Source organism: Paenibacillus sp. KACC 21273 (assembly GCF_028736095.1).
Classification (GTDB): domain Bacteria; phylum Bacillota; class Bacilli; order Paenibacillales; family Paenibacillaceae; genus Saccharibacillus; species Saccharibacillus kyungheensis.
In genome coordinates, this window is the sequence record NZ_CP117876.1 from 3,203,288 (window position 1) to 3,217,380 (window position 14,093).

9 protein-coding genes and 1 riboswitch are annotated in these 14,093 nt (G+C 38.1%); all 9 genes read right to left on the bottom strand.

The features are described from left to right. Nucleotides 1-121: 121 nt before the first annotated feature. The 9 genes from PQ460_RS13905 to PQ460_RS13945 all read right to left on the bottom strand — a co-directional run bounded on the left by PQ460_RS13905 (nucleotide 122) and on the right by PQ460_RS13945 (nucleotide 14,050). Nucleotides 122-976, bottom strand: coding sequence for an HAD family hydrolase (locus PQ460_RS13905; RefSeq protein ID WP_274170182.1), 855 nt, complete (start codon nucleotides 974-976; stop codon nucleotides 122-124). A 180-nt stretch (nucleotides 977-1,156) separates the two neighbouring features. Continuing rightward, nucleotides 1,157-2,851: a M3 family oligoendopeptidase gene (locus tag PQ460_RS13910; protein WP_274170183.1), complete on the bottom strand. Its 1,695-nt coding sequence runs from the start codon at nucleotides 2,849-2,851 to the stop codon at nucleotides 1,157-1,159. Between the two features lie 121 nt (nucleotides 2,852-2,972). Then, complete coding sequence (locus PQ460_RS13915) at nucleotides 2,973-3,974, bottom strand: TRM11 family SAM-dependent methyltransferase (protein ID WP_274170184.1); 1,002 nt, start codon at nucleotides 3,972-3,974, stop codon at nucleotides 2,973-2,975. A 66-nt stretch (nucleotides 3,975-4,040) separates the two neighbouring features. Further along, nucleotides 4,041-4,811 (bottom strand): LamB/YcsF family protein, encoded by a 771-nt coding sequence (locus PQ460_RS13920; protein WP_274170185.1) that lies wholly within the window; start codon nucleotides 4,809-4,811, stop codon nucleotides 4,041-4,043. 78 nt (nucleotides 4,812-4,889) lie between these two features. Continuing rightward, a complete protein-coding gene (locus PQ460_RS13925; protein ID WP_274170186.1) occupies nucleotides 4,890-5,894 on the bottom strand; it encodes a 5-oxoprolinase subunit C family protein in 1,005 nt (334 codons plus the stop codon). Beyond that, entirely contained in the window at nucleotides 5,894-6,712 is an 819-nt protein-coding gene (gene pxpB / locus PQ460_RS13930; RefSeq protein ID WP_274170187.1) for a 5-oxoprolinase subunit PxpB, read from the bottom strand. The genes PQ460_RS13925 and pxpB overlap by 1 nt, the downstream gene beginning before the upstream one ends. Nucleotides 6,713-7,339: 627 nt before the next feature. Continuing rightward, nucleotides 7,340-8,803, bottom strand: a complete 1,464-nt coding sequence (locus PQ460_RS13935; protein ID WP_274170188.1) for an NAD(P)/FAD-dependent oxidoreductase — start codon at nucleotides 8,801-8,803, stop codon at nucleotides 7,340-7,342. Nucleotides 8,804-8,866: 63 nt separating this feature from the next. Further along, nucleotides 8,867-8,966, bottom strand: a riboswitch (purine riboswitch). 357 nt (nucleotides 8,967-9,323) lie between these two features. Then, nucleotides 9,324-12,830 (bottom strand): DUF5704 domain-containing protein, encoded by a 3,507-nt coding sequence (locus PQ460_RS13940; RefSeq protein ID WP_274170189.1) that lies wholly within the window; start codon nucleotides 12,828-12,830, stop codon nucleotides 9,324-9,326. A 17-nt stretch (nucleotides 12,831-12,847) separates the two neighbouring features. Next, nucleotides 12,848-14,050 carry an S-layer homology domain-containing protein gene (locus PQ460_RS13945; protein ID WP_274170190.1) on the bottom strand — a complete coding sequence of 401 codons (1,203 nt, stop codon included), beginning with the start codon at nucleotides 14,048-14,050 and terminating at the stop codon, nucleotides 12,848-12,850. Nucleotides 14,051-14,093 lie beyond the last annotated feature (43 nt).

A 14,093-nucleotide genomic window follows, 5' to 3' on the forward strand; every position in this document is an offset into this window, starting at 1 on the left:
TCTCCTTTTATGTAATAGAATGTAGATTAGCTTAGCATAACAAAAATACAGAAACAACTACAAAAAAAGAAGCAAACCTGTATCCTTTCACATGTGGTCAAAGGTAGGTTTGCTTACTATTTTATCTAATCACTGGATTATATTGTGTGATCCAACTCTGTTCTACATAATCTATCACTTCAATCAATGCATCTTCGTTATTCGTTTTGGCAGTGATCCAATTGGCTACGTGTTTAAGCTCTGGATGAGCATTTTGCATCGCTACACCATGACGTGTTAACTGAATCATTTCAATATCATTAAGATGATCGCCTACCGTTAAAAACTCATCATGGTGACCTCCTGTCATGGTGATCAATTGTTGCAATGCTGTTCCTTTACTTGTTCCAAAAGGCAATATTTCTAAAATATCATGTTCGGATTTCACTGTATTTAATAATTCGATCTGTTGCTGAAAAAGGGTTAACGATTCTGGTTCGCCAAGCAACATCATTTTGGTGATCTGGGATGCTACTTGTTCCAAAGAAGCTAACGTAACGACTTGTACTTCAACTTGTTCTTTATCGATCCACCGTTGTATTTTGGGAGTAATACGTGTGCAATAAATCTGTTCTTGATAAAAAAGAAGCAAATCGAGATCAAACGGTTGACGTATATTGTAATAATGATTAAATATCCATTGTACATGAGCTAACGAGACAAACTTTTCTTCTAGAAAGCAAGCTTGCAAAGGATCATATATTTTGGCTCCATTGTACAGAATAATAGGATCAGTTAGATGTAATAACTCTATAAAAGGTTGAACACTGATTAACGATCTGCCTGTAGCTAGTGTAAAGTGTCCACCATTCGTTATAAAAGTGTGAATACGCTGTTGCATATAAGGAGAAATATGTTGGTGTGTATCCAGTAAAGTGCCGTCCAGATCAGAAACGATCCAACGAATAGGCATACGCATAGACTCATCCATAGACATCGTTAGCCTCCTTCATTTGTAAAGTACGTTATTAATATTACAAGCAAAGTGTTAGCCATGATATCGTTTTGTACCTTCAGTTTGTTAAATGACCAAAAAGGCTGACCATGATCTAAGATCACAGTCAGCCTTTTCCACACTCACGTATATATGAATCTTATTGCTTGGTTAAAATATTTTTTACAGTTTCTTATCGTCTACACTGTTCAACCAATCTTCAATATTACCGATCACAGAAGCAACACAGCCGTCTTCAAATGGAGAGTTTAATCCGCCCACTTTGACAAGCTCTGTAAATGGCTTGCTTCCGCCAGCACGGCATAGTTGCAGATAGTCTGCCCATGCAGGCTTCTGATCTTCATTCATTCGTTTCCAGAATTGGAAAGCACAGATTTGTGCAAGTGTATAATCAATATAGTAGAACGGAGACTCATAGATATGAGCTTGTTTTTGCCAGTATGCTCCACTTTGTAGATATAGATTATCGCTTTGATCCCAGAATGGTAAATACTTCTCTTCTACCGATTTCCAAGCTGCTTTACGCTCAGCCGGAGTAAATTCTGGATTTTCATAGATGATATGTTGGAATTCATCAACAGCCACTCCATAAGGAATAAAGATAAGTCCACTCGATAAATGATCGAATTTATATTTTTCTGTATCTTCTTTGAAGAACAATTCCATCCAGGGCCATGTAAAGAACTCCATGCTCATAGAATGAATTTCAGCTGCTTCTGATGTAGGCCATGTGTATTCAGGCACTTCAAAATGACGACTTTCATATACTTGGAAAGCATGCCCTACTTCGTGAGTTAACACATCAATATCACCGGACGTTCCATTAAAGTTGGCAAAAATAAATGGACTTTGGTGATCATTGATAAATGTACAATAACCGCCACCCATTTTACCTTTTTTACTTAATAGATCCATCAATTCATGTTCCATCATAAATTCATAGAACTCATTGATCTCTGGTGACAATTCTTTATACATTTGTGCACCATTTTGGATAATAAAGTCAGGGTCGCCTTTAGGTGTAGGATTACCTGTTGGGAATGAATAATCTTGATCGAAATAAGTCAAACGATCTAATCCAAGACGTTGACGTTGGCGTTCTTTGAGACGCGCTGCCGCAGGAACAATATATTCCTGAACCTGTTTGCGGAAATTAGCAACTTGTTCAGGGCCATAATCTGTACGTCCCATACGAGCATATCCTAATTCGGTAAATGTTTTGTAGCCTAATTTATGAGCAATAGTCGTACGAATCTTCACCAGTTCATCATAGATGCGATCCAATTCTTCGCCTTGTTCAGCAAGGAATCCATAACGAGCTTCTCCAGCACGTTGTCTCATATCGCGATCTTTAGAAAGGCTAAAAGGTGCTAACTGAGAAAGAGTACGTTCTTCGCCTTCAAATGGAATTTTGGCAGAAGCAATCAATTGAGCATAAGCAGTCGTTAATTTATTTTCCTGTTGCAGATCAGCAATAATGTCAGGATGGAATGTTTTGAGTTTCATTTCAGCTAATGCAAATAAATGACTACCCCATTTTTGCTCTAACTCAGTGCGGAATGCAGAAGTAACCAGCGCTTTATAATACGTATCTATGTATTCTTGGAACAGAGGATCGATCTCATCCATATAATCTTGCTCTGTTTTGTAGAATTCATCATTTGTATTAATGGAGTGGCGAATATAGACAAGTTGAGCTTGAGTAGAATACGTATTGAACAACTTGTTAATTTCAGACATTGCTACATCTTGTTCTGCAAACGTTGCCGCATTCACAAATTGACTCAATAACTCATCAAAAGTAACTTTGACAGCGTCCAAATTCGGGCGTTCATAAGGAAATTCACTAAATTTCATCGGTAGACATCCTCTCTATATGTAAGTTCCCGGAACACACCGGTTGTTTACATGTTACTAAATTTCACACACAATTTACAGTTTTTTTATCCAATGGTCGAATAAATAGTAAAAATTGCATCTATAGTCTCATATCCGCTTGATAAGATTGACAAATAAATAGATAGCGTACAAATTTTCCTTTACGAATATGACAGATTTCTAGTATTTGCAGACCTACTTCTGCGATTGATTCTTGAATAGGTTCTGTCGCTAGAATAAGAATACGTTCGCCAAGTCGTTTGGCGCTAGCAAGCATCTCTAATCGTGTCTGCTGACTTAGAACAGAGCACAGATTATAAGGCAAATCCAAAACTAATGCATCGTATCGTCCTTCCAATGCTCGCATATCAGCAATCTTGACAATATCGGGCATCTCATAATGTATTAGATTTTCTCTTGCTCCTTGCACTGCCAAAGGATTAAGATCATACCCTACAATCTGTATCCCCATCGACAATGCTTCGATCAGAACAGTTCCGATACCACAACAAGGATCAATCATTGTCATCCCTTGTGGTTGTGGCACAGCAATATTGGCTACTGCTCTAGCTACTCTTGTACTAAGTGCAGTTGAATAATGTCTGGGCTTATCATTATGGTGAAGCCAGATCGGTTCAGAAGCTACACATTCTCCAACAATCCATCGTTGATCGGCAAATGTTAATCCCAATAGAATTTGCGGCTGTTTCATATGAGCTGTTCCTTTAATATTCATACCGATACGACGTTCTAACAGACGCTTTTCTTCATAAGTGAATAGCTGTTCAGCATCAATACATATTAATTTAAAAGTCTGATCTTCTAATGCAATCGATTGAACGATACGCTCCAATTGTTCTAGTGTAGATGCTTCATACTGCGTTGCAATACGGTAATGTATAAAAGGACTTCGATTCGGTGCTATCGCTATATCGCTTTTGATATAACGGGTCTGTGGTGAATGACCTAATAATGAGCGCAATTCTAGATCACATAATTCGACTTCATCTTCATGACAAGCATACGTATAAATATAATGAAGAGGTGACTCTATCGTAGAATCGTCCTCACTTAGATACAAAGATATAGATTGTTTACACAACGTCTTGACCCCTTTTCTATCAAACCTTACTTCAATATATAGCATTTCTATATCACTTTTATCTAATCATGATTTGATCTGCATAACAGGTTGAATACGAATATGTTCGGCTTCTAATCTTGATTTCAACTCTTTCACAAAATCTACAGCGTGTTGACCATCTCCATGGATACAGACACTATCTGCTATAAGTGGAATAGAATTTCCATTGGTCGATATAACGCTATGCTGTTGGATCATATGGATGACTTGACGTACCGCTTGCTCTGTATCTGTAATCAAGGCAAGTGGATCACTTCTGGATGTAAGCTGACCATCATCCCTATACGTACGATCTGCAAATACTTCATTCACTACTGTTAATCCTATGTGCTTGCCTGCATCAATCAATGCGCTCCCTGCTAGTCCATATAAAATCAACTTGGGATTGAAACGATATATAGCCTGTGCTATCGCTTCTGCTAGACTTTGTGATTGTGCAGCCATATTGTACAAAGCACCATGCGGTTTGACATGATGTAATACTCCGCCTTCTTGCTGTACAAAAGCCGCTAATGCTCCAATCTGATAAGTAATCAGATCACACGCTTCTGTTGCTGAAATATCCATCTTTCGTCGTCCGAATCCCTGTATGTCTGGTAATCCAGGATGTGCTCCAATTTTCACTCCATATTTCAAAGCAGATTGCACAGATTGACGCATTACGCCCGGATCACCTGCATGTAACCCGCAAGCGATATTTGCAGATGTAATGTATGGAAATAGTTGTTCATCTGCTCCTATCGTATACGCACCATAGCTTTCTCCCATATCACAATTGATATCTATCGTATCCATACGGTCTCCTTTTTATCACGAATGACTTTGTACTTGTTTATACTTTTCCTGATTGAAGCATATGCTATCACTTACTACTTATCCAATCGTCAACGGACGTAGCGCTTCATCTATCGTTCGATACAGTCGTTGTAGTTGATGACGCTTATGTATAGATAAAGATTGGGCTTGCGCCAACGTAATCCGATCAAAGCGGATCGATGCACCCGGTGCCAATTGAGCCAGCACAGGTAGATCTACTGTAATAACATGTGCGATTTTGGGATAACCCCCTAATGTCTGGCGATCTGCCATCAATACAATAGGTTGTCCATCGACGGGTACTTGAATTGTCCCATCCGCCACTGCTTCAGATATATATTCATGCGGTTGATGTAATTGTAATGTAGCGCCTTGCAAACGATAACCCATTCGATCGGATTGTGGTGTGATCTGATATTCACTTTCACAAAGCAATCGTTGACTTTGTTGAGTAAAATCATCCCATTGTCTACCTGAAATAATGCGTATTACAGGGGATTGAGAATAATGAGGCAGTACCGAATAGGCCACAGACCAGTGAAAAGAATAAAAAGGATCTGTAGATAGATCAGCAGAAGATAAGGGTCGAAGATTACTTTTTTGAATATGAATACTATCGTTCTTTTTTAGTCCTCTTCCTTCTAACCCTCCTATACCCGCACGCAAATACGTGCTTCTGCTTTCCATCACTTTATCTAGAGCCAGACCACCACTTACTGCCAGATAAGCACGACACCCGCTAACAACACGTTTGAATGCAAGTATACTTCCCTGACGCACCCATACCGGACGCCACATAGGAACTTCTTTTCCATCAATCTGTGCACCAAGATCACCGCCTGTAATCGCTATCCATTGATCACTTTGAAATTCGCCTACCCATCCTGATAACGTAATCTCTAATGTTGCCTGATCTTCGTTATTGCCTACTAAGCGATTCGCAACTTGATGTGCAAATGTATCTATTGCTCCACTGATACTTATTCCATATTTTCCATACTTTTTCCGACCACGATCTTGAATCGTACAGAGCAGTCCTGGTTTGTGAATCAAAATAGTCATCATATCCCCTCTTCTGCTAAAGGATGGAGTTGCTGTAAATAGTGATATTCTTCCTCATCAATCGCGCGAAAACGAATAGACATCCCACTTGCTAACAAAACAGGTGGATGTTGATTCGGTCGAAAAAGAGTTAATGGTGTTCTACCAATCAATTGCCATCCACCCGGTGTTGCTAATGGATAAATACCGGTCTGTGTACCCGCGATACCGACCGAACCTGCCGGAATTACTAATCTAGGCGTTGCTTTGCGAGGAGTGGCAATCTTTGTCGACATCCCACCCATATAAGGAAATCCCGGCGCAAATCCTATCGCATAAATCAAGTATTCACAACTACAATGAATAGCGATCACTTCTTCGACTGAAAGATGATGATAAGTAGCTACATATTCCAAATCAGGTCCATATTCATTGCCATAACATACAGGAATATCTATTACTTTATGCACAGGTTGAATAACGTGATTGCGATATTGTGATTCAGCGCTAGAAGTTGATTGTATATTATCCTCTGACGGTAATGTTATCGATACCAACGATTGCCGAATTAGAAAACATATATAATCAAAAACAGAAACTTCCTTATCAGTATTCTGCTGTTCTGTCCATGAGTATAGATCATGCAAATTAATCTGATCCAGATCGTAAAACACCGTTACCGTAGTAAAAGAAGGAATACACTCTATATAACCGTCAAATGGATGTTGCTCTATGACAGCAACAGCTACTGTTACTTTTTCTAAAATAGATTTATCAATAATGCTTCCAAATTCGATCACTACTGCTGAATCTCCTAGCGGTTCCATTACCCATGTCATAAGGTTGTATACTCCTTTCTATGTAGAGATTGATCTGTACAAATCTAACTATAATTATACTTTGCATAGATTAATTCTATTGAACCATGTTCCTTGTAGATAGAGCAAATAAGGAAGGACATAATCATAGACGCTCAAGGAAAAAGCAGACATTTATATAACTAGTGAGTTTCAATATTACAGGTATACATCATAGATATAATCGGTGAGTTCTAACAATACACGTATACATCATGGATATAATCGGTGAGTTCTAACAATACACGTATACATCATGGATATAATCGGTGAGTTCCAACAATACACGTATACATCATGGATATAATCGGTGAGTTCCAACAATATACGTATACATCATGGATATAACCGATGAGTTCTAACAATACATGTATACATCATGGATATAACCGATGAGTTCTAACAATAAATGTACACATCATAGATATAACTGGTGAATTCCAACAATAAATGTATACATCATAGATATAACAGACATAGAGGCGATATACTATCAAAATCGATATCATGCAAAAAGATCAGATCCACTTCATATCAAAGGGATCTGATCTTTACTTATTTCTACATATTTTATTTCATTGTTTTATCATTATCGATTTGCTTGGGATGTTATACAACAGTGGCTGGCACTTTCGTAGTTGTTCCTGCTTTGGTGACCATATTACGAGCAATCCATACTCCTGCTGCACCTGCTTGTGCTAGTCCACGCGTCACGCCTGCTCCGTCTCCACCGCAATACAATCCATCAATTTCGGTTTCTAGATTTTCATCTAACTTGGGACGTGCAGAATAGAACTTCGCTTCTACACCATAGAACAATGTATGTTCAGAAGCGATCCCTGGTGTTACGCCTTCCAGCGCTTCGACCATTTCGATCAAGCTTTTCATTGTGTTGTAAGGCAATACCAATCCTAGATCACCTGGAACAGCTTCTTTAAGTGTAGGTTCTAAGAATCCTTCATTAATTCGTTCTCTTGTCGAACGACGACCACGAAGAATATCACCGTATTTCTGTACAATCACTCCACCGCTAGAAAGATCATTAGCACGACGACAGATTTCACGAGCATATTCATTAGGCTTATCAAACGGCTCTGTAAATTTATGTGATACTAGCAAAGCAAAATTCGTATTGCTAGATCCTAGCACCGGATCTTTGAAAGAATGACCATTGGCTGCCATAACACCACTATGGTTCTCGACTACAACATGACCAGATGGATTACTACAGAATGTTCTTACTCTTGTCCCTACCGATGTATTAAAAATAAATTTACCTTCATATAAATGTTCATTAATTTGGCGCATCACCACATCAGATGTCTCTACACGTACACCTACATCCACCTGATTGTTGTACATTTTCAGACGACGCTTTTTCAAAATTTCAGTTAACCACGCTGAACCATCACGTCCTGGCGCAATCATCACCATAGGAGCCTCATACGTTTCACCTTTTTTGGTCATGATTCCTGTAATCTGGTGCTTGCCTTCTATCTTGGTCGTGATAATATCTTCGACTTCTGCTTTGAACACCATATCGATTCGTGAAGTCAGATAGCTATAGATGGATTTCAAAATCTCTAAGTTCTGTTCTGTGCCCAAATGACGAACTTCAGCACGTAGCAATTTCAAACCGGATGCATATCCACGTTGCTCGATATCACGAATCGTATCTGTTGTAGGATCAGTAATATTAGGAGTTGCTCCATGTTCTAGATTGATATCATCCACATAACGAATCAATTCCATCACTTTCGAAGGAGAAAGGTAATCGGTTAACCAACCTCCAAATTCAGTAGTGATATTGAATTTGCCATCGCTATAAGCACCTGCACCACCAAAACCTGCGGTTACTGAGCAAGCGGGTAGACAACCAGCATAATCTTTTTTACCAGCCGGTGGCGGGCACAATTGAATCTTCTCTTCCATGATTGGACAACTACGGCGATGAATATCATGCCCTTTGTCGATCAGCAATACTTTCCAATCCGGTGCTTGACGAGTCAATTCATAACATGCAAAAATTCCTGCTGGTCCTGCGCCTACAACAATACAATCATAATGGTTCATAATGTCCTCCTAAGATGCATAATATGGGGTCAAAGCACAAAAAATCCTGACTGTTGAATAGATATGCCAAAGCACACTATTCGTAGTCAGGAATTTATGGTCCCTTGTAGAAACCCCCAAACCTTATTTTCGGGGATATACGAATATATAAGATATAACTAATGATTAAAATCATAATGAACAAGTCATCGAACAAAGTAAGATATTTTACTTTGCCATAATATTCATAATGTAAAATTATTACTAAACATAGCAAGAAATTTATAACATTTATACATTAAAAAACCACTATAGCGCATATCACTTTCAATAGGCTACAGTGGTATCTTACAAAAAAATAAGCGAACGGTCAAGCACTTATTTTAATAATAGTTCGTATAAATAAGATTTTTTATTCTTTAATTCTCTTTCCCGAGCATAATAAATATAAATTAGCGAACATTGTCGTTTATTATTTCTATAATCTTTCGTTCTATTTTTTAGTTATTCCTAGTCATACTTTCTAAATGATTAATACCTGCTAATGTGTGACTGAAGATTGGAAGTCATCTCGACTGCCTTTATTAGCATGATAGAAAATTACATCTCCATCTTGCAATTGGAATTGAAATCCCCACGGATCATTGAACTGTTGTTGGAATCCTTCAAGTTGCCATTGATTCATTAAAGATGCATGAATGTATTGAAGATGAGGATGATCGGTATCTCCTTTTTGTATCGTTTCGATATCAAAATTCACAATAATATAACCATCTTTTAAAAAGACCGATGAATGTTCATCTAATCCTTTAGCACTGTTGCTAGCTGGATGAGTCTGCACATTAGAATTCTCGTTTTTTTCAGCCAATGGTTGACGATTGGTATTCGTAGAACCTACCATTTCTTGCAAAGCAGTTCCTTGTTTAACTACATATACATCTGAAGGCAAACTATATTCTCCATACCATTTCTGTACAGCTGCTAAAGAACGCATAGTATTGTTCCCTTCAGGTAAATGTTGTTGTGGCCCGATCAATGTTCGTAATGGCTGAGTCAATAATAAATGTGTAAAATTGCCGATATTCACTTTGCGCTTACTGCTATTTTCTGCAAACATCGTTATCGCTTCTTCTGCACTTGTCGGAATAGTGATCGTAGTAGAAGACGATAGATCACGCTTCGATGCTACAATCTCCCAAGATAATCCGGTCAGGTTTTGCCAGATTGAAGAAGCGGCACGTTCCCAGATGATGGTCCAAAATGAAGGAGACACTGTACTCGATTGAGCTTTGTTACCTTTGCTGGATGAAGACGATATGGCTTGCTCTTGTAAGAGAAGATCATACATATATAATGCTGTATTTTTTAATTCTTCCTCAGCCACATGGCGAGTTGTATCATTCAAAATAGTATAGCGTTGTACCGTATCTTGTGGTGATCCAATTCGGATCAAATTGTCTGTATCTGTTGAATAATATATATCTACAGGAAAAGGAGTCCCTCCTTGACGCGGAACATAGCGAAATGTTGGTGTAATTCGAATACCATCTGCTTCACCGAACATATTACCTTTCGTTTTGAGATCAAATTTGAAATGATATCCTGTTTTAACAGCTAAATTTCGATAAAAAGGATGACTTCCCTGACGTACAGGCAATACATAAGGCGCTGTATTGCCGCGCGGTTCTCCATCGATCCCTTTATCTCCTACCCAATACGAAGTTCCTTGCGGTACAGCTAGATTTTGCCATGGACGAAATACGATCTGCCAGTCATAATCTGCAATATCTGTAATATGAAAATCGTACACCCGCCCTATCACTTCTACAGCTACACTTTCAACAGCTACATGGTTATCTAGAGTGATGTTAGCATGGTGTTGGACAGTAAAAGATGAAGGGGCATTTTCTGCAATCGTTCGGAATAAAACATCATATTTTCCCTCATCCACCCAGACAGGTAAAAAGAATGTCGTGTCTAATTGATTAACAGGTACATCGATCCACGTATGTTTGGGAATAAATGTAGTCTGCTCTTTGTTATAGACATCAAAAGGAAATTGAACCTGCTTAGTACGTACATATTTCGCATAATCTCGATAACCGTAACCTGGATAATTTGTATGTTGTCCAGTGGTTGGAATACGCACAGAAAAAGGGCGATCCAAAATAAGAGCTGAACTATAAATATCAGGTACTGTTTTCTGATTATGCTTCTGATCATCAGATACCAATGAATAATTGACGACAGGTGTATGCACTGTGACCGGATTGATACCATTGATCGGGAACGTCTGATTATCCCCTCCCTTAATATGCCCGGGTAGCACATCATATTCGATTGTTCCGGTACTTGGTGCGTTTTTTAGATTGGTTTTGGTTTTGGGTATCATATGGTTGGAGCTATATAATATATCTTTCCCAATCATAGTAGGTGCAGGCATTGCTTTAGGTGTTGGCCCTTTTTCGATCGTTCGTGTATTATCTATAATCACTTCATTATTAAATTTCAAAAAGTCATTTTCGACCTCTACATCATCTACAGCATTTTCTGCCTTTTTCTTCATATCACTGCTTTCATCTGGAATTGTAGGACGACCACTGCCGCTTTTCGTTATATTTTTGGTACCGCCATTCTGGTTACCAGGGTTCTCAGGAGCATAGTAATTGCCAGTCGTTAACGCTGAATAAGAAGGCGTTATATAGTTGTTAGGAGAAATAATAATCTTATTATCTGCAAAACCATAGTTATTCAGCGTAGCTTGCTTAATTCCGTATACTCCCAATTGATCTATTTTCCAAAATGAATACGGTCGCTGAATATTAAATGAGTAATTGACGTTTTTGGTATCTTTCTTATCTCCATGATCCCATTTTAATTTGTACGTTCGCTTAACCGATATTCGATATGTACATTCGCCTGTATATTCTGTAAAGGTGTGTTGAGAGAGATAATTCAGTGCAAATACATTACCATATAGACTTTCCGAAGTAGGAATCCCTTGAGCAACATCGAACATTTCGCTTCCTCGTCGATCAGCTTTGATCATCGCGGATACCATCGGATCCATGTATTTGCCAGTTAATTGCTGACCTGCTTGAGGAACCGTACATATTGCTGAAGGACCTGTTGTCGGTGGCTCTTCGGCTGTACCCACAGTGATAGTAGCACTATCTTTAAGAGTCCACGGATCTTTTGTCCAATATGCCGTAATCTGCGCTGTTCCTGTAGCATGGGCGGTGACTTCTCCGGTAGCAGGATCCACACTTGCAATCGCAGGATCAGACGACTCCCATTTCGTCTGATCTCGATACGTTACATCAATCCAGTTATCTGTAAATTCTTGTTCATTGTAAGCTTTGGTACGCACTTCAGCAGTTAATTGTTCGGTATCATCAATCTGCAAAGTCGCATCCGATTTGACTTGAATTTCTTTCTTTTCGATGACATGTCCGGTGTAATTGATTTTAAGCGGAGTGTAATACTCTACCCATAATTTTGGATCACCATCTTGTCGCTTTGAATACTCTTTAACTAAGTCTGGAGTGTATGAATTCCCTGTTTTTGTATGAATAATAGCAAAGATATCTCCTTTCTCATAATCTACTTTTCCTACGGATTCATAACTCATGGCATTAATGAATTCAATATTTTCAAATCCTAAATCAGAAATATATTTTTGATCATATGGATTCCCCTCAGAATCTTGCATACTTATAGGAGGGTATTTTTCTACTGTAATTTTATCTTTAACTATAAAATCTTTTGGTCTTGCATCAATTCCTTTTCCAGATGTTCCTGTTTCATAATTATCTTGTCCATCGTTTCTTGATGCTTTCCATAGCTCTGTATCAGTTTGAATCCAAATAACCTTCGGTGTAGGTGATGAATCCCCAACCAGCAAAGTTTTTAAGGTTTGAATTTTTGCTGGTTCTTTTGGTGTTAAAATTACTTCATTTAAGTTTTCTTTAGAATAGGCAAAAGGATAACCAAGTATCATATTACATATTATTGCAAGTAAACATACTATACTAATCTTATATTTCATAATTCATTCACCTTAACCTATTTAATTAAAAATCTTGATCCATCATCTGTAATATAAGTATTATTTGGATAATCTGTACTAATAGTATTTTGCATCCATAAATTCATTCCATCTTTATCGTTTATATACTTTTTAAATATAGTTTGCGGTTCAAAAATCGGTAAAGTTTGATATCCGTATTTTTCTGGCAACTTGCTTGCTATACTAGATCCCACTGCAAGTCTACTTAAAGAGGAATTTTTGTAATGTTCTATACTAAATCCATTTAACGTAGGATATAAAGACTGATTTGCATATACTCTATAAAATGTACCTTCTTTTTTCAGTTTATCTTCTTTCCCTAAAAATACAGGTGAATAGATACCTTTTTTGTTGTTCCAATCCCGGCTATCCACAAATATCAAATAATTCAAATTTGAGTAACCTGCTCCATTACGGAATTTCATTTTTTTCCCTTGAACATTTTTAAAAGAAGTCACTCCACTACTAAATGGCGTAATTACTTCCATATTAGTTCCTGTCGTCCCTACCGCTCTTAACTCTTTCAAGCCTACAAATGAATCTGCCGATTGCTTTTGTACATTTGCTAATCGTACTAAAATCACTGCTGCTTCTGCACGTGTGGTGGTTTTGCCAGCTCCGAAAGTTCCATCTGCATATCCAGACATTAGACCTGTGCCCATCATTAGAGAGACATATGGATATTCGCTTGGATTCATAGTTTTTTTGAAATATTCTGCTACAGGTACAACAGTATTTGCTGTATCGCTTAGGGCTTGCCTGTAATCTGCGCTAGATGTTGCGAGACCGGATGACATCCATTTTGCCATTTCTTTACGTGTAAGTGGTGTGGCTGGCTTGAAGCCGTTTGGATAATCCGAAGGAGTCAAAAATCCTTTCGCTATCGCTTCATTCACTTCTTTTTCACTCCAGTTACCTGTAAGGTCTGTAAAAGTACCTTTGCCTTCAACTTTCTCATTGGAAGATACACGATCTAGCAAAACAGCAAATTCAGCGCGTGTTACTTGAGCACCGGGCTTGAATGTTCCATCTGCATATCCTTTAAAATATCCTTTTGATACAGCTTCATCGATAGCTGCTTTTGCCCAGTGAGATGATGATACATCTTTGAATGTAGTTGCATTGGTAGTCTGCATCAACGGACTTAACATGACTGAAAGGGTAGCTACTGCAAATAACGAAATGATTATTTTTTTCATTTTAAAATACTCCTCTATTATGTAAGATAATGGTCTATACGTA

Bases quoted from the DNA above. Each gene is read 5' to 3' on its own strand.
- PQ460_RS13905 (WP_274170182.1), bottom strand. From the start codon at position 976: ATGTCTATGGATGAGTCTATGCGTATGCCTATTCGTTGGATCGTTTCT.
- PQ460_RS13910 (WP_274170183.1), bottom strand. From the start codon at position 2,851: ATGAAATTTAGTGAATTTCCTTATGAACGCCCGAATTTGGACGCTGTC.
- PQ460_RS13920 (WP_274170185.1), bottom strand. From the start codon at position 4,811: ATGGATACGATAGATATCAATTGTGATATGGGAGAAAGCTATGGTGCG.
- PQ460_RS13925 (WP_274170186.1), bottom strand. From the start codon at position 5,894: ATGACTATTTTGATTCACAAACCAGGACTGCTCTGTACGATTCAAGAT.
- pxpB (WP_274170187.1), bottom strand. From the start codon at position 6,712: ATGACATGGGTAATGGAACCGCTAGGAGATTCAGCAGTAGTGATCGAA.
- PQ460_RS13935 (WP_274170188.1), bottom strand. From the start codon at position 8,803: ATGAACCATTATGATTGTATTGTTGTAGGCGCAGGACCAGCAGGAATT.
- PQ460_RS13940 (WP_274170189.1), bottom strand. From the start codon at position 12,830: ATGAAATATAAGATTAGTATAGTATGTTTACTTGCAATAATATGTAAT.
- PQ460_RS13945 (WP_274170190.1), bottom strand. From the start codon at position 14,050: ATGAAAAAAATAATCATTTCGTTATTTGCAGTAGCTACCCTTTCAGTC.